Here is a 21,774-nt window from a genome sequence, read left to right on the forward strand (position 1 = left end):
CAACGAAATTCTTTCATTTCATTCAGAATTTCCGTTGCTTAAAATTTGATGAAAATCTAACTTTCTAAAATTATCCACAATTTATTCATTTATATAATTTCTTAAAGAGTTAAAAAAGACAATAAAAATGAAGAAATATTTCATTTTCATTGTCTTTTCTAAAAAATATATAAACTTTATCTTATACCTTCAATCCATTTACAATAATAGCTGTTCCTTGAGGAGGTATACTTCTTGTTAAGATTCCATTAAAAATAATATCTACTTTTTGACCTATTTTTAAATCTTCAAAATCTATTATAATAGTATTTTCATAGATATGAAAAATATATTCAAAATTCTTTTCATCTTCAATCAACAATGATCTTTTTCCTTCTCTAGTATTTATTTCTTTTATTGTACCTGTAATCATCTCATATTGATCTTTTCTTATATGTTCTATATCTTCATTTGGAAGTGGTAATTTCCCATCATCATCTATACTACCACCAAATATTCCTACTGTCTGGAAAAAAGGCACAAATTCTTTTTCTTTCCAGGCAAGAGATGTTTGAACATATCCTAATCCATCTGCATTATATCTTCCAGCAATTCTTTGATCAGCATATAATTCATAAGTACCGTCCCTTTGAAAATCAATAGGATACAATCCTCCCAATGGATTTACCCAGCCTTGTATAGGTGCTTTAAGTTTTCCATTTTCATCATAAATCTCTGATAAATATTCTTCTCCCTTATAAGTAATATCTAAAATATATTTTGTATTGGTACTTTGACTGATTACCTCTACTCTATAGTTATCTTTATAATTTACTTCATATACAAAAGCATCGTTAAATTTTTCAAAATCAAATAAAATTTTAGGCTGATTATTTACAAAAGAATAAATGTAATAAAAAGCATAGCCACCACTGCCACCAGAATCTATGCTGATTAAAATATCATTAATTTTATCTTTTGAAAAATCTCCTAAGAATAAACTGGGACCATACCCTGCATTTTGTTTTAATGGAATAATAGTTTCTTTATGGGTTTTTCCATCTACAATCTTCAACCTTATATTGTCTCTAAAAGGACTATCTTCATAAGGTTTATCTCCTATTAAATATACATAGTCTATGACACCATCTCCATTTACATCTCCTGTTTTACAATCTAATACATATCCATTTTGATGATTCAAAGACATAGAATCTTGAAAATACCTAGGATCATAATACATATTATATCTCCTCTCTTTTTCAAACTTACTGATATAATATGCATGTTATCCAAATTTTGTTATATAATTTTTTCTATATTACATCTTAAGAAAGACTAAACACAACATTCAAAAACATCTTAAATCTTTGGGTCGCGAAAAGAGCATGGGGGAATATGTGCATTCATATGTTTTCCTTCTCATAATTTTTTATTTTAGTATTATGATACCCATTTTAGCCAATTCATTTCATTATTTATATCAATATTTTTTAAAATTTCTTATCTATAAAAGAAGAAAAATTTAATTTCTTCTTTTATAGTAATATATTCTTCAAAATCAACATATTCTAGGTAGTAAATCTTCTGTATACATATTCAATATACGAGTACCTCCTATCTCAGTTTTTAAATATACTTTATTTTTATTATCATCTATTACCTCTCCTATGATTGCAGAATCTTTTCCTAAAGGATTCCTTTTCATAGCTTCAAGTACTTTATAAGCATCCTCTCTTGATACAATCACTACGACTTTTCCTTCATTTGCTACATATAAAGGGTCCAATCCTAACATTTCACACATACTCATAACTTCCTCTTTCACAGGTAGATCTTCTTCATTTAAAACAATACTCTTATGACTACCTTCTATTATTTCATTTAGTGTTGTGGCTAAACCTCCTCTTGTTGGATCTCTCATCATTTTTACTTCTTTACTTATATTTAATAAATCATCAACCAATCTATTTAATACATTGCAATCGCTTTTTATATCTACATCAAAATCTAAACCTTTTCTTTGACTCATAATACACATGCCATGATCTCCTAATGTTCCACTTATGATTATTTTATCTCCCTTTTTTATATTATTGGCACATAAATATAACTCTTCATCTTTTACAAAACCAATACCTGTTGTATTGATAAATATTCTATCTACACTTCCTTTTTCAACAACTTTTGTATCTCCAGCAATGATTTTTACATTTGCTTGTTTTGCCGTTTTAGCCATTGAACTCACTATCTTTTCTAAGATATTTATATCCAGTCCTTCCTCTATGATAAAACCCACTGTGATATACATTGGTTTTGCTCCACTCACAGCTAAATCATTTATAGTTCCACATATAGATAATTTTCCTATATCTCCTCCTGGAAAAAATATAGGTTTTATAACAAATGAATCTGTTGTTACAGCTATTTTCCCATCTAGTTTTTGTAAAATACTAGAATCATTTTGTTGCAATAATATATCATTTTCAAAATGTTTATAAAATATATCTTTGATTAGTTTATGGGTTGTCTCTCCCCCACTTCCATGTGATAATGTAATGACATTCATATGAAAACTCCTTATCTTATTCCATATTTGTAGTATGTAGAGCAAGTTCCTTCTTGTGAGATCATACAAGCTCCTATTGGATTTGATGGATTACAAATCTTAGAAAATAATTTGCATTGTGTAGGCTTTTTTAAACCTTTTAGTATTTCACCACATAAGCATTCCTTATGAATAGAAGATTGTACTATTTTTATATTAAATTTAGATTTTACATCATAATTTCTATATTCTTCTTTTAACTCAAAGCCTGTATCTTTTATTCTTCCAAAACCTCTCCATATACTATCAGAAGGAATAAATACTTCATGAATCATGGATAATGCTTTTTCATTCCCATTATATTCTACAATTCTATGATATATATTTTTCACTTCATACTCTTCTTTGCCTATCATTTTTACTAAAAAATATATAGCAGCTACTATATCACAATATTCAAAACCTGCTATAACAGATGAAAAACTATATTCTTTAGATAAAATTTCAAAGGGTTTCACCCCTATAATCGTACTTACATGTCCTGGACATAAAAATCCATCTATATGAACTTCTTGATCCGTTACGATCTTCTTGATAACATTTGGCATTGTTTTTATAGATTGTAGTACACTAAAGTTCTTTATGTTTTCATTTTTAGCTTTATAAATACTAAGTGCTATGATTGGAGCTGTTGTTTCAAAACCTATTGCTAAAAATATAATTTCCTTATTGGGATTTTGTTTTGCAATTTTAAGGGAATCAAGAGGAGAAATAACTACACGAATATCTTTTCCTAGAGCCTTCTCCATTTTAAGTGAACTATATGTTCCAGGAACCTTGACAATATCCCCAAATGTAGTAATGATTACATTATTTCTTTTACAAAGTTGTATAGCTGTATCTATATAACTTTGAGATGTTACACATACTGGACAGCCTGGTCCTGATATTAAGTTTATATTTTCAGGCAATAAATCTCTTATTCCATTTTTAAATATTGACATAGTATGCGTTCCACACACTTCCATTATGGTTAGATCTTTTTTCACTTTATAAGATAGCTTATTTAATATATTCTTTGCTAATTGAGGATTTCTAAATTCTTCTATGTATTTCATAAATCATCCCTCTATAGATTACTCTTTTAAAATATATTCAAACAATTCTACTGTTTTTTTTGCTTCTTCTTGATCTATTTTTTGTATAGCACATCCTGCATGTAATAAAATATATTCTCCTATCTGTAAACCATCTACCAAAGACGTATCTACTTTTGTCTTGACTCCTCCAAAGTTTACTAAAGCTTGATTTTCATAAACTTGTAGCACTTTAGCCGGAACTGCTATACACATCCTATCACTCCTTACAATTGGCATTGGCAATAACTAATTGCCCCATACATATGCCACTATCATTACAAGGTATAAATTTATGGGTATAAACTTCAAAGCCTTGTAGAACTAATTTTTCACAAATCCCTTTTAATATTATTTCATTTTGAAATACACCACCGCTTAATGCAACTTTATATATATTATATTTTGGGGCAATGATACTACACATTTTCACTGAAAAGTCAATGACTGTATTATGAAATTTTTTAGATATAATACTAGCATTCATGCCTTCTTTCATATCTTTTATAATTCCTTTGATAATATGATCTGTATTTATGACATACTTTTGATGGATATATTCTATATTGTAATTATACTGACTTTTCTCTTCTTCATCTGCAATATTTTCTAATCTTATAGCTGCTTCACCTTCAAATGTTACTTTACCAATATATCCTGTTATTGCTGATATAGCATCAAAAAACCTTCCCATACTAGAACACTTTGGAGAATTAATATTGTTTTTTATAATAGATAATATAGATTTTATATTTTTGTATTTTACAGTAAATGGTATGTTTTCATATATATCTTTTTTATACGTTTGATAAATATAACTGATAGCCATTTTCCATGGCTCTTTTGTGGCAGCATCTCCTCCAGGCATGCTTACTTCATTGATATGTCCAACTCTTTCAAAATCTTTATCATCACATATTAAAAATTCAGATCCCCATATTTTTCCATCTGTTCCATATCCAACACCATCATAAGCAATTCCTATAATTTTATCTTTTATTTTGTTCTCCATCATACAACTTACTATATGTGCATGATGATGTTGTACAGGTATTTTATTTATATTTTTTTTCTGTACGTATTTTAAGGACCAATAATTTTTATGCATATCATAGGCAATGATTTGAGGAGTTATATTATAGATTTTTTCAAAATGAGATACACTATTTTTAAATCGATTGTATGTCTCTACATTTTCCATATCTCCTATATACTGACTTATAAATATATTTTGATTTTTAGATACAGCAAATGTATTTTTTAAATGTGATCCACATGCTAACGTATCTTTTATATTTGCCATATTCATACATATTGGAGCATATCCTCTAGCACTTCTTATCACTCTTTCTTCATTTAAAACAACTTTACTTACAGAATCATCTACTGGAATGTATATATCTCTATTATGAATTAATAAATAATCTACAATATGGTTTAGTTTCTTTAATGCTTCTTCATTCTTATAAACCATAGGAATTTTACTTACATTTGCACTAGTCATAATTAACACTTCAATACCTTCTTCAAACAATAAATAATGAAGTGGCGTAAATGGAAGGATAACTCCTAACTGTTTCATATTAGGTGCTATATTATATGGTAAGTTTTCTTCTTTTTTATTTAAAAGCAATATAGGACGTTTATTACTAGATAGTATTTTTTCCTCTTTTTCATTTAATTTGCAATATTTTTTCACAGTATTTACATCTTTCATCATTACAGCTAAAGGCTTTGTAGGTCTACACTTTCTATCTCTAAGTGTTTGTATAACATTTTGATTTTTAGCATCACAAGTTAAATGAAATCCTCCTAACCCTTTTACTCCAACGATCATACCTTTTTTAATAAATTGGATAGTGCGTGTTATAGGATCATTACATGATATTCTATATCCAAATTTATCTACAAGCTCTACCTTTGGTCCACATTTTTCACAAGCATTTGGTTGTGCATGAAATCTTCTATCTAACGGATTCATATATTCACGATGACACTCATAACACATTTGAAATTTATCCATAGTGGTTACAGCTCTGTCATAAGGTAATTTTTTTATGATTGAAAATCTAGGCCCACAATTTGTGCAATTTGTAAAAGGATATCTATATCTTCTGTTTTTCATGTCTTTTATATCATTTAGACAATCATCACATATTCCTATATCCGGCGATATGAAAGTTATAGTATCCTCTTCTTCATCACTGTGTCTTATTTCAAAGCTTCTGTAGTTTATTATTTCTTTATCTTGTATATATACTTCATCTATCTTAGATAAATTAGGAGATTTATGTTTTAAATGATCTATAAAATTATTAATACCACCTATTTTCCCTTCCACATCTATATATACACCCTCTGAACTATTTTTCACCCATCCCTTTAAATTGTTATATGTAGCAATTTTATACACAAAAGGTCTAAATCCAACCCCTTGTACGATTCCTTTTACTATTATATATTTTCTTATAGTATTTACTGAAATTCTTTATTCCTCCTCTTATCATTGATTTGACTCTCTAGATATTTACATAATTCATCTATACCTCTTTCTTCTCTACAAGAGACTTTAAAAATTTTTATATTTTCATTTAATGAATATACATCTTTATAAAATTCTTCTATATCAAAATCTGTAGAATCTATAAGGTCTATCTTATTGAGTATTAAGGCATTTGAACGTTGAAACATTGCTGGATATTTAAGAGGTTTATCATTTCCCTCCGTTACACTCATAACTGTTATTTTCATATCTTCACTCAAATCATAAGATGCAGGACAAACTAAGTTCCCAACATTTTCTATAACTAAAAAATCTAAATTATTTATATCTATATGCTCAAAAGCCTGGTCTATCATAGATGCATCTAAGTGACATGCTCCTCCTGTATTTACTTGAATAACATCTACATGATGCTTTTCTATTCTTTGTGCATCTTTCGTAGTGTATAAATCTCCTTCTATCACAGTCACATCCACGTTATGTTTTATATTTTTTATGATTTGCTCTAATACAGAAGTTTTTCCCCCTCCTGGAGCTCCTAATAAATTTATAGTAAATACCCCTTTATCCTTTAGAATTTGTCTATTTTTACTTGCAATGTCATCATTATTTTGTAATATATTTTTTTCTATTAATATCTGTTTCATTTTACTCCCCCTCTATCTTTTCTAATAACAATTCATACCCTGTTATAATATTTGAACTAAATTGATTACATTTTGGACATAATTTATTTGTATAACAAATATAAAACGTTTCCCCACAATTATCACAATAAGCACTAGCCTTTACTTTTTGTATGATTAATTTTGCATTTTCACATATTGTTCCTTTAGATATCACTTCAAACGAAAATCTCAGTGCATGTTCTTCTACACAAGTAAACTCTCCTATTTTTAATAATATTTGATCTATTTTTTTTAGATTGTAGATTTTAATATTTTCATTTATGATTTCAAATACTTCTGTCATTACAGCTACTTCATGCATTGAATTCACCCATTTTAATTTTTATTTTATTCAAAACCTCACTACATATATCTTTAAATATAATTTGTAAATGATCTGAAAGATTTAAACTAAAATCAATATTACAAGCTTCAATACCAATTAAGTATCCTCTTATATGGATTTTATAATTTGTAATTATATGAATAAGACTTATTTCATGTTGCGAAGCAGTATGATTTAAATATCTTTTAGCCTCTTCAAATGAAAACAATGTGACTTTTCCTATTTTAAACCCTAAATATGTACTATCTACTATAATCACAAAATCATGATCATTTATTTTATTTAAACAATATACAAAGTCTGTTTCTCCAATAATCACTTCTATTTCTGAATTCAATTTCTTAATTTCATTTTTGATTTCTTCCAAAACATATAGTGCTACTCCATCATCACCCATAATTCTATTTCCTATAGCAATAACTTTCATCATATTTAAACAACTCTTATACGAACATGATCATATTTGTCACTTGTAATATGAGTAGCACAAGAAACACACGGATCAAATGATCGAACGATTCTTCCTATCTCTACCGGATTTTTTATATCTTGAATATAAGTTCCCATTAACGCTTTTTCTACAACTCCCTTTATACCATTTGAATCTGTTGGTGATACATTCCATGTTGTAGGGGTTATAATTGTATACCTTTTAATTTTTTTATTTTCTATAAATAACCAATGACCCAAAGCTCCCCTTGTAGTCCCCTTAAGTCCAATACCATATGCTTGATCTGGTATTGGATATTTTTCTTGTTTTGTAGGATCTAGTCTTATTTTTATTAAAAGATTTTCAATTGTATTACATATTTTCTCAGCTTCTAATGCTCTAGCAATGGTTCTATCCATAGTAGATACTCCTCTAGTATAATCTCCACTAATCCATACTCTAGCTAAAGGCCCTACTTCCATTGGATATCCATTATATCTAGGTGCTTTAATAAAACTGTATGCATTTTCTTTATGAATATCTGGCTCCACATATCCTTCTTCAGGTAAAATATCTACCTTATCTCCTTTATACCAAGCATTGTATATATTTTCACTAATTTTATTCTCATCAAAAGGATATCTTTGATTATTTATTAGAATTGCTGGTTTTACATATATAAAAGGTGCATTATAGTAGTTATCAAACACTCCATAGCTCATAAAGTTGCCATATCCTTTGCCATTATGAAAATAATCACTATAATATTTAGATATAATATAAACATCTTCTATCATAATATTTTTTATAAAATCCTTGATAGAAGCTAGTATTGATTTTAATTCTATAAATATGGATGCATCCATATTTACTGTAACACCACCAACAAATACACCATGATTATGAGGAGCTTTCCCTCCAAGAATTGCTAGCATTTTATGAGCTTTTCTACTATATTTTATAGACTCTATGTAATGTTTACTTAATTTTTCATTGATCTCTTTAGGAAGTCTATAATCTCCATAAGATTCTTGATATAATGGATTGATTTGTGGACCTTTTACATAGTCAGGAAAAGTATATTGATAGAAATGTCTTAAATGATTTTGTAAAAATTCACAGCCATGAATCATATCCCTAATCATACTATCATTTTCATTAGGTACTACTTTTAATGCATTTTCAAGTGCTAGAGCTGATGCTATAGAATGTGCAGTTGAACAAATCCCGCATATTCTTTCAGTAAAATATATGGCATCTAGTGGAGGTCTTCCTTCTAACATTTTTTCAAACCCTCTAAAAAGCATCCCACTACTTTTTGCATCTACTACAACATGATTTTCTATATTGACTTCTATTTCTAAAAATCCACTGATTCTTGTAAGTGGATTGATGATAATTTTATCCCCCATATCATCATCCTCCCCTAATATCTTATAAATGGTTCCATAGCGTCAGGAAAACCATTTCTTGCACACCCTATACATGGTGTATTATCACCTATAGGCCAATTGATGCTATCATTCCATCTTCTTATAGGACACTCTGTTTTCGTAACAGGCCCTCTACATCCTAATTTAAACATACATTCCTTTTCCCCTAATTTTGTTGCAAATATCTCTTTATCGAAATATGATCTTCTTGGACATCTATCATGAATGGTAATCCCATAGAAAAGTATGGGTCTATTTTCTTGATCAAGTGTTGGTTTCCCAAAAGATATAATATGAGCTATGGTTCCTATGATCCATTGTGGATGAGATGGACATCCTGGAACTCTTATCACTTCTCTGTCTAAAAAATCATACACACTCTTACTTAAGGATGGATTAGGCCTTGCTGCTGAAGGTCCTCCATAGGATGCACATGAACCTACAGCTAAAACATAGTTTGCTTTTTTTCCTGCCATATCTACAGCTTTCATTCCTGTTATAAGTCTTCCTTTATATCTAGCGATCACATTATACAATCCATTATCTTTTGTAGAAACTGCACCTTCTACCACAAGAATAAATTCCGTATCCAATGTTTCTAAGAACTTCTCAAATGCTTTTTCTCCCTCTTGTGCCATAAGACTGTTGTTGTACGTCATATTTACCATCTTATTGAGAAAATATATTACATCTGGATCTTCTCCATTTAATAAAGATATAATATTTCCTGCACATCCACATGCCTCAATCCATATAAGATTCATTTTTTTCATTTTGTTTTGATTGATATATTCTATAGCTAAATCAACTATTTTTCTAGGAATTGTTCTTTTGCTATCTACTATGGGACACTTTGTATGAAACAATATAGATCCTCCTCTTTTATTTCCTTAAAATCCCCACTTTGGGTAAATTTCTTAAAATTTCTTGTTTATTTCCATGACAACTCATGAATTGATTTGTTAAATCTTTTCCTGCATATAAGCCAAAATGAGTACCTCCACCCCATGTAGCCTCTATGCTCAGATCATAAACAATCCCATTGACTGCTACATATGCTGGTTTAGCATTTGATCCGTCATATTGAGATAATTCTTCTATTGTAAACTCTTTTTGATTTTTAAAATTGTCTTGTTGACTATTCATATTATTTGCATACTTCATTAGTTGTCTTAGTTTATTTGTTTCATATGTTAAAAGCTCATAATAGTAAAATTTTTCATATATACATAAAACAAAATTATCTATTTTTTGTAAATAGTTTATTGTTTCAGTACTTTCATAAATTTTTAATTTTATATATTCATTATGGTTCACCTGATCCACCTCTTATTTTCAAGAAAATATATCCCCTAATCACATCCCTATCTTTTAATAAATATTAGATGGTGTCATATTTTATGACAATAAAATAACCGTACTAAAATAGTCATCTAGTACGGTACCTATAAAGTATTTCTAGCTACAGAATAGAAACTGATCTCTTCTCCTTGATACCAAGTTCCATCAATATTCATGATAAGTTGATATGCTCATCTCTCCTTTTTTGTTTATAGATGCATAAAATATTTCACTATAACTACTAATTCCTTGTTGTTTTAATTTATTTTCTATTCCTTCTTCAGAAAAACCTAATTTTTCTATTTTATCTTTTTGTAATTTACCATCTATAATTATAGAAAAATAAATATTAGACTCTGGTATGACTTTATTCATATCTTTAATAGTTATATTTTCATACTCAGGCTTTTTAAGTATAGATAGGTTGCCATTTGATTCTATTATTCCGTAATCCACTTTATTTATATCAAAAATATCTTTTTCTCTTAATAACATTAAAATATCATGTATCGTATAATTAATTTTTTTAATATTTGAATATATAAATTTACTGTTTTTTATGATGATCGTAGGTTCAAAAGTGATTGTTTTTCTTACTCGATTGCTCTTAGTCATCCAAAACCCTATTAATCTCTGAAATATTGAAAGTATAATTACAGAAAAAGCAGTAGGAAGGTGTTTAATTTCAGGATCAGCAATATCTGCACCCACAATAGCTCCTATTACAATAATAGATAAAAAGTCAAATACTGGTAATTCTCCTATAGGCCTCTTTCCCATAATAAATAAGGTTGAAAATAATAAAAGAAGCATAATAGAAACAATTCTAAAAAATATAATAATATACAAATCCAACACTTTCACCTCATTAACTTGCAAAGTACTAAATCTCTTTATGTTATTCATTACTATTCCCAAAAGTTATGGATTGTATAACAACTATAATCACAATTTTATTACGAATACTTCATAGCCTCAGATGCATGATATGAACTTCTTACGAAAGGTCCTGATGCTACATATCTAAAGCCTAATTGAAAAGCCTCTTTTTTATATTTTTCAAATATTTGTGGATGTACATATTCTACAACTGAATAATGATTTTTGCTAGGAGCTAAATATTGTCCAATCGTTAAAAAATCACATCCCACTTTTCTTAAATCTTTTAATACCTCTATTACTTCTTCTTCTTTTTCTCCAAGCCCTACCATTATCCCGGATTTTGTAAGTATATTTTTATCCATTATTTTTACATTCTTTAATAATTGTAAAGATCGCTCATATATTGCCATAGGTCTTACATTTTGATACAACCTTGGAACTGTCTCTACATTATGATTGATTACCTCAGGCTTTTCTTTTACAACTTTGCTTAAGGCTTTATTGTCTCCTTTAAAATCCGGAATCAATACCTCAATAATTATTTTAGGATCATTAAGTTTTACAGCTTTTATAACCTTTGCAAAATGACCTGCTCCTCCATCTACTAAATCATCTCTTGTGACAGATGTAATTACAACATGCTTTAGTTTAAGCTCTAGTGCTGCATTTGCAACATTTTCTGGCTCTTTTTCATCCACTTTTTCTAGCTTTTTATGAGAAACATTACAAAATTTGCAATTTCTAGAACACTCTTTACCAAGAATCATAAAAGTTGCTGTTTTTTTACTAAAACATTCCATTCTATTAGGACAATTTGCTTCTTTACATACGGTATTTAAAGAATATTTTTTAATTAAATTCTCTAGATCATCTAAATTTCTTCCTTGACTTAAATTGATTCTAAGCCATGATGGCTTTCTTTGAACTTTCATATATCTCCCCCCCTATCCTCTAAAAACAATTGATCTAAGGTTACTTCTTTATATGTATCATAATGAAATATTTCTAAAAAATAATTCAGTACAAATTGATTCGCTATATGAAAATCAACATTTTTTCCAATAATATTCTGAATAGATGTAACTCCCCGATTCTCTATTCCACATGGTATAATCCATTTAAAATGATCTAAATTTGTATTTACATTAAAAGAAAATCCATGCATAGTAACACCACGTTTTACTGCTAAACCTATTGCCACTATTTTTTCTTCTCCTACCCAAACCCCTGTATGCTTTGGATCTCTTCCTGCAACAATATGATATTTTTCATTGATTAACTGAATAAATAATTTCTCAAGATTGGTAACAAAATCTCTTATACCCATAGAAATACTTTTCAAATGAATAATTGGATATCCTACAATTTGTCCATCCCCATGATAAGTCACATCTCCTCCTCTATTGATTTGAAATATATCTATTCCTTCTTTTAAAAAAAATTCTTCACTTTTTAAAATATGTCCCTTTTCTCCTCGTCTTCCTACAGTAATAACAGGTGTATGTTCTACTAAAATCAATGTATCTTCTATCTCTTGATTTTGCCTTTTTTTCAAAAGCTCACATTGAATCTTTAAAGCTTTTTCATATTCACATCTCCCAAGAAATAAAACATTTAATTTCATAGATTCACCCCCTCGTATTATAAAAGAAAGTAAGAAATCATCTTACTTTCTTTTATTTATCTATTATTTATCTCTACTTTTATCTTTTAGAAGGTACCATATGAATAGCTTCTCCTTTTAGTCCTAAAATAGCTTCTGATAAAGATTCTGATAAAGTGGGATGAGCATGAATGATATTTGAAATATTATCTACTTTCATTTTTGTACCAATAGCTAAAGCACCTTCATGAATCAAATCAGATGCATGAGGTCCCATAATATGTACACCAATGATTTCGTCTTTTTCATTGGCTATTACCTTTACCATTCCTTCTGATTCTCCTAATGTAAGCGCCTTTCCATTTGCTCCAAATAAAAATTTACTTGTATGATATGCAATCCCCTTACTCTTTGCCTCTTGCTCTGTAATTCCTACACTTGCAATCTCTGGAAAAGTAAATACACAATCAGGAATTACTTCTTGATTGATTGTACTTTTTATTCCCATTATTTTTTCAGAAACAATCATTCCCTGATGTGAAGCAACATGAGCAAGCATTTTTTTACCAATACTATCTCCTATAGCATAGATATGATCTATATTTGTTTTAAAATTTTCATCTACTTTAATTCCTTTTTGATCAAATTCGATTTCTAATCCTTCAAGGTTTATTCCTTCTACTTGAGGTGCTCTTCCACTAGCTAATAAAACACAATCTGCTTCTACTTTTAATTTTCCTTTTTTCCCTTGTGCATACACAACAAACTCATTATTTTCTTTTTGAATTTTATTTGCTGCTGTATCAGTATATATTTGAATTCCTTTCTTTTTAAGAGAAACTGTCAATCTTTTGCTTAAATCTAATTCCACTTTATCTAAAATATTATTATATAATTCAATCACAGTAACTTCTGATCCTAAAGCATTAAAAATAGTAGCAAACTCTATTCCTATAACTCCTCCACCAATAATAATGAGTCTCTTTGGTATCTCTTTAAAATCTAAAATTTCTTTACTTGTAAGAATTCCTTCTAAATCAGCTCCTGGGATTGGAGGAACTAATACTTTTGAACCTGTAGCAATAATAATATTTTTTCCCCTGACCTCTATTTGTTCTCCATTACTTAAGGTTATAGAAACTGTATTTTTATCCTTTAATATACCCTTTCCATAAATTACTTCTACTTTATTAGCGTTCATAAGCTTAGATATGCCTTCTACAAGTTGTTTGATAATATTTTGTTTTCTTTCTTGTATCTTTGAAATATCTATATTGTAATCATTTACATATATCCCATATTGATCTATATTCTTTAATGTATTTAATATTTGTGCATTCCTATATAAAGCTTTGGTAGGTATACACCCTAAGTTTAGACAAGTCCCACCTAGAGTTTCTTTTTCAATTAATGTTACCTTTGCTCCTAGTTGAGCTGCCCTTATAGCCGCATAATATCCTCCTGGTCCTCCTCCTAAAACAACAATATCTCTATCCATCTTTTCACCTCTCATTCACAGCTTTTTAAGTCTTTATTTTTCCCACTTTAAAATTAAATTTCTTGCAGCTTTTGCTTCATCAATTCTTCTAACAGGTGTATGGTATGGTGCATTTTTTAAAAGATTTATATTTTTCTTTGCTTCTTTTGCTATTTTTATCATCACTTCAATAAATTTATCCAAAGTTTCTATACTTTCTGTTTCAGTAGGCTCAATCATCAAAGCTTCATTTATTATGAGTGGAAAATATATAGTTGGCGGATGATATCCATAATCAATTAATCTTTTGGCTACATCAATGGTTGAAACTCCTAAGTGATCTCCCTTTAACCCCCCTAGAACAAATTCATGCTTACATACTTGATCTATGGGTAAAGAATAATATTCTTTTAATTTGTTCATCATATAATTTGCATTCAAAACTGCTGTTTCGCTTACTTCTTTGATACCTTCAGCTCCCATTGTAAGAATATATGCATAAGCTTTTATAAAAACTCCATAATTCCCATAAAACCCTTTCACCTTTCCAATAGAATCTGGTCGATCATAATCTAATATATATTTATCATCTTTTTTATCTATAGCTGGTATAGGTAAAAACGGAATAAGATGTTCTTTTACTCCTACTGGACCACTTCCTGGTCCTCCTCCACCATGTGGTGTAGAAAAAGTTTTATGTAGATTATAATGCATCACATCAAATCCCATATCTCCAGGTCTTACTTTTCCCATAATAGCATTCATATTGGCTCCATCATAATATAAAAGTCCCCCAGCTTCATGTACAAGATCAGCAATTTTTTTCATATTTTTCTCAAAAAGTCCAAGAGTACTTGGATTGGTTAGCATAAGTCCTGCAACTTCATCATTCAAAACAGATTTTAAAGTATCTAAATCTAATGCACCACTTTTATTGGACTGAATTTCAATAATTTCAAATCCTGCAACAGCAGCACTTGCTGGATTTGTGCCGTGAGCTGAATCAGGTACTATAATTTTTGTTCTTTTAAAATCTTTTCGACTTTCATGATAAGCTTTAATAAGCATAAGTCCTGTAAGCTCTCCATGAGCTCCAGCAGCAGGCTGTAGAGTTGTTTTATCCATACCAGATATTTCTGATAATAGATTGGATAAATTATACATAAGCTCTAAAGAACCTTGTACCGTTTCTTCTGGTTGATACGGATGTATATGGCAAAGCCCTTCAATAGATGCCACATCTTCATTGATCTTTGGATTGTACTTCATTGTACAAGACCCTAAAGGATAGAACCCTGTATCTACTCCATAATTAAGCTGTGATAAATTTGTATAATGGCGAATAATATCTACTTCACTTACTTGAGGTAAGTTGACTTCTTCCTCATTTAAAAACTCTTTAGGAATATATTCTATTAATTCTTTATTACATAAGGAACAATTTGGAAGAGAATATGCACATCTACCTTCTTTAGAAAGTTCAAAAATCAATTTGTCATATGATTTCATTTCATCCCCTCCAATACTTTTGAAAGCTTATTGATTTCCTCATCTATTCTTTTTTCTGTCACAGCAAATAACAATCCATTTTTAAACTCTGTATAATCCTTACCTATTTCATATCCTCCCAAAATTCCATTTTTTAAAAGCTCTTGATTAACAACTTTACTCTCTATATGACTTGTTACTGCAAATTCTTTAAAAAACGGTTTATTGAATAAAGGCTTAAACTTATTTTCCTTTGTGATTTTATCTAGTGCATAATGAGATTTTTGAACACATCTTGTAGCTACTTCTCTAAGTCCCTTTTTGCCCATAGTAGTTAGATAAATAACTGCCATTAAAGCATTTAATCCTTGATTAGAACAAATATTTGAGGTTGCCTTATATCTTCTAATATGTTGTTCTCTTGCTTGTAGTGTTAGTACAAAAGCTCTCTTTCCATCTTGATCCATAGACTGACCTACGATTCTTCCTGGCATTTTTCTTACCCATTTAGATTTTGTTGCTAAAAATCCTAAATAAGGTCCTCCAAAATTAAGATTATTTCCTAAAGATTGACCTTCTCCTACTGCAATATCTGCTCCTAACTGTCTAGGAGTTTTTAATATTCCAAGAGAAATTGGATCTACATAAGTAATCAACATGCCCTTATTTTCATGAATAATTTTTTCTACTTCTGTTAAATCCTCTATGATTCCAAAAAAATTAGGAGTCTGAATAATTACACCTGCAGTATTTTTATCTGCTATAGATTTTAATTTTTCAACATCTGTTACTCCATCATTCATATCTACTTCCACAACTTCAATTTTTCTAAATTTCATGTAAGTATGTAAAACCTTTCTTACCTCTGGATGAACGGTCTTAGATACTATAATAGATTTTCTCTTTGTGCTTTCACACGCCATAATGGAAGCTTCCACACAAGCAGTTGGTCCATCATACATAGAAGCATTTGATACATCCATACCTGTAAGATTACAAATCATGGTCTGATATTCAAATATTACTCTTAAAGTTCCTTGACTAATCTCTGCTTGATAAGGTGTATATGCTGTCAAAAATTCTGATCTCGTAGTAATATGCTTTATAATAGCTGGAATATAATGATCGTAAGCCCCTGCCCCTAAGAAAGAAATAAGCTCATTGGTGCTTTTATTTTTATTAGCCAATTCCTTCATATGTTTGATAAGCTCTATTTCTGATAAAGATTTTCCTATATACAGCTCTCTACTCAATCGAAGCTCCTTTGGTATATCTTCAAATAAATCTTCTATAGACTTAGCCCCTATAGAATGTAACATATATCTTTTGTCATCCTCTGTATTGGGTATATATTTATGCATACTTTCCCCCCTCCCCCATCTATCAATCCATATTAATGACTTTCACTTTTACAAAATTCTTCGTATTCTTTGAAATCTATCAACTGATTGATTTCAGATTGATCAGACAATTCTACTATTAATATCCAGTTTTCATAAGGTTTTTCATTGAGTAGTTGAGGTTGATCTTCTAATAATTCATTAATTTCTAAGACTTTTCCCGAAACAGGTAAGTATACATCAGAAGCTGCTTTTACAGATTCTACAACTCCAAAAACATCTCCAACACTAAATTCATCATCTACCTCCGGCATTTCTACATAAACAATTTCACCTAATGCATTCTGTGCATAATCAGTAATACCAATATAAACTTTTTCTCCTTCTACCTTCACCCACTCATGTTCCTTTGAATAATATAATCCTTCCAATATTTTCATTTTCTACTCCCCCTTATTTTTTATAATTTTTTTGATAAAATTTCTTTTTTACTACCTGAGCTTTTAATATTTTGTTTCTGATCTTTATGTCTATGTTTGTACCTAACTTTGTATATTCCATATCTACCATTGCCATTCCAACATTTTTATTTACTGTTGGAGCTGCATAACCAGTAGTTACAAAACCAATTTTTTTACCATCTACAATAACCTCATATCCATGTCTTGGAATTCCTCTATCTATCATTTCAAATCCCACAATCTTTCTTTTAAGTCCTTCAGATTTTTGTTTCTGTAATGCTTCTTTTCCTATGAAATTTGGTTTATCCAATTTTACAAAAAAGCCTAATCCTGCTTCTAATGGAGTAATATCCTTTGAAAGTTCATTGCCATAAAGAGGTAGTGCCACTTCAAATCTTAAAGTATCCCTAGCTCCAAGTCCTGCTGGCTTTATCCCATATTCTTTTCCTACTTCCATTAATTTTTCCCACACCATCTTTATATCCTCATTAGATAAATAAATCTCAAATCCGTCTTCTCCTGTATATCCTGTTCTTGATATTAAACAATTTGCAGATGCTACAGATACATTTCTTTTACAATAGAAAAATTTAATTTCTGAAAGATCTGTATCTGTTAGCTTTTGTAGTATTTGTTGAGCATTGGGCCCTTGAATGGCAATTTCAGATACATCATCTGATATATTTTTAATTTTCACATCATAACCTAAATCATTTTCTTTCATCCACTTAAAATCCTTTTCTATATTACTTGCATTAACCACAAGATAAAAATGATTTTTATCAAACTTATATACCAATAAATCATCTACAATTCCCCCATGAGGGTAGCACATAAAAGTATATAAAACCTGATCATCATTAAGTACTGAAACATCATTGGTAATCAAATTTTGTACAAAATCAGAGGCTTGATTCCCTGTAATCTCTATCTCTCCCATATGTGATACATCAAAGATCCCTGCAAAATTTCTTACTGCTTCATGCTCTGCTTTTATACCTTCATATTGCACTGGAAGTGCCCATCCTGCAAAGTCAATAATTTTACCACCATATTTTTTATGATAATTCAATAAAGATGTTTCTTTTAATTGATTCATTTCATCCTCCCCCTTTAATTTTTTATTTTCCACATAAAAAACAGAGGAGTATAATGGCATAGTAAATAAACATGCCATTATACTCCTCTGTTTCATAGCCTGAGAGCTTTAAAAAACTTACTCTTCTCCTTCGGCGTCCATCTATAGGACTCTTCAGAGTTCCATCAAATAGCGATCCTTTTGCCTGAAAGTTTCTACAAAAACATGGCTGTTTTTATATTGCTTCTTCGGCTACCCACTTAAAGATATCTCTCGCTATTCTCATCTAGTCTTATATTTTTTTATATAATATTATAATAATATAATTTATAGAAAATTTCAATAGTATATATTATTCTAATTATTCAAGTATTAATATTTTAGTCATTCTTGCTTAAGAATAATACACTTCTTAAAATATTTTCTAAAAATATTGTGAGCTTCTATTTCTCCATTTTTTATATTTACAAAGAACTGCTCTGATCAATCATACTAAGCTAAAAAGATTTTTATCAAAATATGCATAATATACAAATTTTTCTATATTACCTTTTAAGAAAGACTAAACACAACAGTCAAAAGCATCTTAAATTTTTGTGTTGCTAAAAGAGCATGTGGAATATTTGCAGGCATAACAATAGTTTCTCCTTTTTTGACAGTAAAGACTTCTTCCCCTATAGTAATTTGTACTTCCCCATCAAGTATATAAACTAATGCATCTCCCCCGGCGGAATGTGAACTAATTTCTTCTCCTTGATCAAATGCAAATAAAGTGACACTTAATGGTTTCCCTTGAGCCAATGTCCTGCTAACTACTCTTCCCTCTTGGTATTCTACTAGAGATTCCATTTCTATTACTTTCGCAAAATCAATATTTTTTATAAGATGTGTATTCATATATTTTCCTCCTATTTATTTTTACTTAATCTTACTTTCCATATATTGAATAAGTGGAGCAATTTGAACCAATGTAGGACCTCCCTCCTCTTCATAAATTTTTATTCTAATATTATGATACCCATTTTAATCAATTTATTCCGTATCTTATGGTACTATTTAAAATACTTTTTATCTAGAAGATTATAACTCACTACTCTATAAAAATTTCTATCTTTTATAAGATGATTTTCATTCATATAAATATACTATCATTAACAATATTGTAAAAATAAGTAATTAAAACTTCTCTTTTTTATACCATTTTATTTTTCCATGTTCTCATGCCCCCTTTATTATTTACCATTATCTTACTATTATTTATTCTTCTATTCAATATATACTCTCTTTTTCTCTAATATTATACAATCTTTATTCCTAATAACTCGCATCACATCAAGTAACAAATAGATTCATATTGAATACTATAGACTATAGGGATTTTACGGCTTAGGGAGGAATCTGTCTATGGAAAAAATCGTGGATGTTAAAAATGTATCTATGCACTATCATACATTAGAACGTGAAACTCCTGCTCTTAGAAATCTATCTTTTTGTGTATATAAAGGTGAAATGGTAGCCATTGTTGGACCTAGTGGTTGTGGAAAGTCAACTATACTCTCTATCATATCAGGACTTTTAAAACCATCTTCTGGAGAAGTAAAAGTAAATGAAAAAGCAGTAAACGGTTCCAATAAAAAAATAGGTTATATGTTTCAAAAAGATCATTTATTTGAGTGGAGAAATATTTTAAATAACGTACTAATTGGTCTTGAAATTCAAAATAAATTGAATGAAAAAACACAAGCTACGACCCAAAAACTATTAGATATGTATGGATTAGGAGATTTTAAAGATCATTATCCAAGTCAGCTATCAGGAGGGATGAGACAAAGAGTAGCACTTATTAGAACATTAGCTATTGAACCTGAACTACTACTTTTAGATGAACCTTTTTCAGCCCTTGACTATCAAACTCGACTTGCTGTATCAGATGATATAGGTAGAATTTTAAAAAAAGAAAAAAAGACTGCTATCATGGTCACACATGACATATCAGAAGCTATATCTATGGCAGATCGAATTATTGTTCTTACCAATCGTCCTGCTACTGTAAAAAGTATTCATACCATAAAGTTAACTCTAAAACATGAAAGAACTCCCCTTACTTCTAGAGAAGCTCCTGAATTTAGACATTATTTCAATACTATATGGAAGGAGCTTGATGTACATGTCCAATAAAATTAACTGTAAAAATACCAATCATGAATTTTCAAAAGAGCATTTAGACTTTTTATGTGCACATCAAAAAAAGAAAAAAGCCATATTGATTACTCAAATTTCATTAATTGTAGTATTTTTTTTACTTTGGGAAATAGCTGCTAGACTTGAACTTATAGACACCTTTTTAACGAGCTATCCATCTCAAATGTGGAATCTATTTTTAAAGCTTTTAAAAGATGGCTCTTTAATGAAACATATTGGAATAAGTACCTTTGAAACTGTCATAGGCTTTTTACTAGGTACTATTTTAGGCACTATTGTTGCTATTTTACTATGGTGGTCTGATTTTATATCTAAAGTATTAGACCCTTACATGGTAGTTTTAAATGCGCTTCCAAAAACTGCTTTAGCTCCTATTATTATTTTATGGGCAGGTGCAGGAATCACAGGCATTATCGTTACTGCTTTATCTGTATCTATTGTTGTTACAATCTTAGAGGTATATGGTGCATTTAGAGAAGTTGATCAAGATAAAATTAAAATGCTAGAAACCTTTGGAGCTACTAAGCTTCAAGTCCTTCGAAAAGTTATTATTCCTGCAAGCATTCCTACTATAGTCAATGCATTAAAAATCAACGTAGGACTTTCTTGGGTAGGAGTAATTGTAGGAGAATTTTTAGTTTCTCAAGCAGGTATTGGATACCTTATTGTCTATGGAGGACAGGTATTTAAGCTTGATTTGGTTATGATGAGTGTAATTATCTTGGCTATTTTAGCAGCACTTATGTATCAAGGAGTAGCTTATTTTGAGAAAAAATTAATGAAATGGAGATAATCAGTTTGAAAAATAAAAAAGGAAAATTTAAAGTGGTCAAATTTTGACCACTTCCACATTCTATCT

Annotated in this window: 21 protein-coding genes, 1 pseudogene and 2 riboswitches; of the genes and pseudogenes, 2 read left to right on the plus strand and 20 right to left on the minus strand. The window is 29.5% G+C overall.

The genetic code is table 11. The annotated features are described in order from the left end of the window. Positions 1 to 487 precede the first annotated feature (487 nt). From EK368_RS06875 to EK368_RS06970, 20 genes and pseudogenes are all read right to left on the minus strand, one after another. Positions 488 to 1,222 (minus strand): annotated as a pseudogene (locus tag EK368_RS06875) (VCBS repeat-containing protein); the annotation flags it as partial. A 318-nt stretch (positions 1,223 to 1,540) separates the two neighbouring features. After that, positions 1,541 to 2,548 (minus strand): hydrogenase expression/formation protein HypE, encoded by a 1,008-nt coding sequence (hypE, locus tag EK368_RS06880; protein WP_129597814.1) that lies wholly within the window; start codon positions 2,546 to 2,548, stop codon positions 1,541 to 1,543. Positions 2,549 to 2,559: 11 nt separating this feature from the next. Next, positions 2,560 to 3,645, minus strand: coding sequence for a hydrogenase formation protein HypD (gene hypD, locus EK368_RS06885; protein WP_129597816.1), 1,086 nt, complete (start codon positions 3,643 to 3,645; stop codon positions 2,560 to 2,562). Between the two features lie 18 nt (positions 3,646 to 3,663). Next, positions 3,664 to 3,879, minus strand: coding sequence for a HypC/HybG/HupF family hydrogenase formation chaperone (locus tag EK368_RS06890; RefSeq protein WP_129597818.1), 216 nt, complete (start codon positions 3,877 to 3,879; stop codon positions 3,664 to 3,666). Positions 3,880 to 3,883: 4 nt separating this feature from the next. Continuing rightward, positions 3,884 to 6,148 (minus strand): carbamoyltransferase HypF, encoded by a 2,265-nt coding sequence (hypF, locus tag EK368_RS06895; RefSeq protein ID WP_129597820.1) that lies wholly within the window; start codon positions 6,146 to 6,148, stop codon positions 3,884 to 3,886. Next, positions 6,139 to 6,813 (minus strand): hydrogenase nickel incorporation protein HypB, encoded by a 675-nt coding sequence (gene hypB, locus EK368_RS06900; protein ID WP_129597822.1) that lies wholly within the window; start codon positions 6,811 to 6,813, stop codon positions 6,139 to 6,141. The genes hypF and hypB overlap by 10 nt, the downstream gene beginning before the upstream one ends. Before the next feature lies 1 nt (position 6,814). Next, the gene (gene hypA, locus EK368_RS06905) at positions 6,815 to 7,156 is read right to left on the minus strand and encodes a hydrogenase maturation nickel metallochaperone HypA (protein ID WP_129597824.1); all 342 of its coding nucleotides are present in this window, start codon (positions 7,154 to 7,156) and stop codon (positions 6,815 to 6,817) included. Next, complete coding sequence (locus tag EK368_RS06910) at positions 7,149 to 7,610, minus strand: hydrogenase maturation protease (protein ID WP_129597826.1); 462 nt, start codon at positions 7,608 to 7,610, stop codon at positions 7,149 to 7,151. Before EK368_RS06910 ends, hypA begins: the two co-directional genes overlap by 8 nt. 2 nt (positions 7,611 to 7,612) lie before the next feature. Next, on the minus strand, positions 7,613 to 9,022 hold the full coding sequence (locus EK368_RS06915; RefSeq protein WP_129597827.1) for a nickel-dependent hydrogenase large subunit: 1,410 nt from the start codon (positions 9,020 to 9,022) through the stop codon (positions 7,613 to 7,615). Between the two features lie 14 nt (positions 9,023 to 9,036). Next, positions 9,037 to 9,909 (minus strand): hydrogenase small subunit, encoded by an 873-nt coding sequence (locus tag EK368_RS06920; protein WP_202976441.1) that lies wholly within the window; start codon positions 9,907 to 9,909, stop codon positions 9,037 to 9,039. Positions 9,910 to 9,925: 16 nt separating this feature from the next. Next, entirely contained in the window at positions 9,926 to 10,360 is a 435-nt protein-coding gene (locus EK368_RS15185) for a cytochrome b5 domain-containing protein (protein ID WP_243109374.1), read from the minus strand. Positions 10,361 to 10,549: 189 nt separating this feature from the next. Beyond that, positions 10,550 to 11,239, minus strand: a complete 690-nt coding sequence (locus tag EK368_RS06930) for a YetF domain-containing protein (protein WP_165000358.1) — start codon at positions 11,237 to 11,239, stop codon at positions 10,550 to 10,552. 101 nt (positions 11,240 to 11,340) lie between these two features. Then, on the minus strand, positions 11,341 to 12,198 hold the full coding sequence (gene lipA / locus EK368_RS06935) for a lipoyl synthase (RefSeq protein ID WP_129597831.1): 858 nt from the start codon (positions 12,196 to 12,198) through the stop codon (positions 11,341 to 11,343). Further along, the gene (gene lipB / locus EK368_RS06940) at positions 12,195 to 12,890 is read right to left on the minus strand and encodes a lipoyl(octanoyl) transferase LipB (protein WP_129597833.1); all 696 of its coding nucleotides are present in this window, start codon (positions 12,888 to 12,890) and stop codon (positions 12,195 to 12,197) included. The genes lipA and lipB overlap by 4 nt, the downstream gene beginning before the upstream one ends. 79 nt (positions 12,891 to 12,969) lie before the next feature. Next, the gene (gene lpdA / locus EK368_RS06945) at positions 12,970 to 14,367 is read right to left on the minus strand and encodes a dihydrolipoyl dehydrogenase (protein ID WP_129597835.1); all 1,398 of its coding nucleotides are present in this window, start codon (positions 14,365 to 14,367) and stop codon (positions 12,970 to 12,972) included. Between the two features lie 33 nt (positions 14,368 to 14,400). Next, positions 14,401 to 15,855, minus strand: coding sequence for an aminomethyl-transferring glycine dehydrogenase subunit GcvPB (gcvPB, locus tag EK368_RS06950; RefSeq protein WP_129597837.1), 1,455 nt, complete (start codon positions 15,853 to 15,855; stop codon positions 14,401 to 14,403). Next, entirely contained in the window at positions 15,852 to 17,195 is a 1,344-nt protein-coding gene (gene gcvPA / locus EK368_RS06955) for an aminomethyl-transferring glycine dehydrogenase subunit GcvPA (RefSeq protein ID WP_129597839.1), read from the minus strand. Before gcvPA ends, gcvPB begins: the two co-directional genes overlap by 4 nt. A gap of 32 nt (positions 17,196 to 17,227) precedes the next feature. Next, positions 17,228 to 17,614 carry a glycine cleavage system protein GcvH gene (gene gcvH / locus EK368_RS06960; protein WP_129597841.1) on the minus strand — a complete coding sequence of 129 codons (387 nt, stop codon included), beginning with the start codon at positions 17,612 to 17,614 and terminating at the stop codon, positions 17,228 to 17,230. 13 nt (positions 17,615 to 17,627) lie between these two features. Continuing rightward, complete coding sequence (gcvT, locus tag EK368_RS06965) at positions 17,628 to 18,734, minus strand: glycine cleavage system aminomethyltransferase GcvT (RefSeq protein WP_129597843.1); 1,107 nt, start codon at positions 18,732 to 18,734, stop codon at positions 17,628 to 17,630. 85 nt (positions 18,735 to 18,819) lie between these two features. Further along, positions 18,820 to 18,893, minus strand: a riboswitch (glycine riboswitch). A 3-nt stretch (positions 18,894 to 18,896) separates the two neighbouring features. Further along, positions 18,897 to 18,999, minus strand: a riboswitch (glycine riboswitch). Positions 19,000 to 19,265: 266 nt separating this feature from the next. Further along, positions 19,266 to 19,610, minus strand: coding sequence for a cupin domain-containing protein (locus tag EK368_RS06970; RefSeq protein WP_129597845.1), 345 nt, complete (start codon positions 19,608 to 19,610; stop codon positions 19,266 to 19,268). A gap of 507 nt (positions 19,611 to 20,117) precedes the next feature. Between EK368_RS06970 and EK368_RS06975 the strand changes: the two genes are divergently transcribed. Both EK368_RS06975 and EK368_RS06980 read left to right on the plus strand, forming a co-directional pair. Further along, a complete protein-coding gene (locus EK368_RS06975) occupies positions 20,118 to 20,891 on the plus strand; it encodes an ABC transporter ATP-binding protein (RefSeq protein ID WP_129597847.1) in 774 nt (257 codons plus the stop codon). After that, positions 20,881 to 21,708, plus strand: coding sequence for an ABC transporter permease (locus EK368_RS06980; protein WP_279222266.1), 828 nt, complete (start codon positions 20,881 to 20,883; stop codon positions 21,706 to 21,708). Before EK368_RS06975 ends, EK368_RS06980 begins: the two co-directional genes overlap by 11 nt. Positions 21,709 to 21,774 lie beyond the last annotated feature (66 nt).

It is taken from the genome of Anaerophilus nitritigenes (genome assembly GCF_004138215.1).
GTDB classification, from domain to species: domain Bacteria; phylum Bacillota; class Clostridia; order Peptostreptococcales; family Thermotaleaceae; genus Anaerophilus; species Anaerophilus nitritogenes.

Bases quoted from the DNA above. Each gene is read 5' to 3' on its own strand.
- hypE (WP_129597814.1), bottom strand. From the start codon at position 2,548: ATGAATGTCATTACATTATCACATGGAAGTGGGGGAGAGACAACCCAT.
- hypD (WP_129597816.1), bottom strand. From the start codon at position 3,645: ATGAAATACATAGAAGAATTTAGAAATCCTCAATTAGCAAAGAATATA.
- EK368_RS06890 (WP_129597818.1), bottom strand. From the start codon at position 3,879: ATGTGTATAGCAGTTCCGGCTAAAGTGCTACAAGTTTATGAAAATCAA.
- hypB (WP_129597822.1), bottom strand. From the start codon at position 6,813: ATGAAACAGATATTAATAGAAAAAAATATATTACAAAATAATGATGAC.
- hypA (WP_129597824.1), bottom strand. From the start codon at position 7,156: ATGCATGAAGTAGCTGTAATGACAGAAGTATTTGAAATCATAAATGAA.
- EK368_RS06910 (WP_129597826.1), bottom strand. From the start codon at position 7,610: ATGATGAAAGTTATTGCTATAGGAAATAGAATTATGGGTGATGATGGA.
- EK368_RS06915 (WP_129597827.1), bottom strand. From the start codon at position 9,022: ATGGGGGATAAAATTATCATCAATCCACTTACAAGAATCAGTGGATTT.
- lipA (WP_129597831.1), bottom strand. From the start codon at position 12,198: ATGAAAGTTCAAAGAAAGCCATCATGGCTTAGAATCAATTTAAGTCAA.
- lipB (WP_129597833.1), bottom strand. From the start codon at position 12,890: ATGAAATTAAATGTTTTATTTCTTGGGAGATGTGAATATGAAAAAGCT.
- lpdA (WP_129597835.1), bottom strand. From the start codon at position 14,367: ATGGATAGAGATATTGTTGTTTTAGGAGGAGGACCAGGAGGATATTAT.
- gcvPB (WP_129597837.1), bottom strand. From the start codon at position 15,855: ATGAAATCATATGACAAATTGATTTTTGAACTTTCTAAAGAAGGTAGA.
- gcvPA (WP_129597839.1), bottom strand. From the start codon at position 17,195: ATGCATAAATATATACCCAATACAGAGGATGACAAAAGATATATGTTA.
- gcvH (WP_129597841.1), bottom strand. From the start codon at position 17,614: ATGAAAATATTGGAAGGATTATATTATTCAAAGGAACATGAGTGGGTG.
- gcvT (WP_129597843.1), bottom strand. From the start codon at position 18,734: ATGAATCAATTAAAAGAAACATCTTTATTGAATTATCATAAAAAATAT.
- EK368_RS06970 (WP_129597845.1), bottom strand. From the start codon at position 19,610: ATGAATACACATCTTATAAAAAATATTGATTTTGCGAAAGTAATAGAA.
- EK368_RS06975 (WP_129597847.1), top strand. From the start codon at position 20,118: ATGGAAAAAATCGTGGATGTTAAAAATGTATCTATGCACTATCATACA.
- EK368_RS06980 (WP_279222266.1), top strand. From the start codon at position 20,881: ATGTCCAATAAAATTAACTGTAAAAATACCAATCATGAATTTTCAAAA.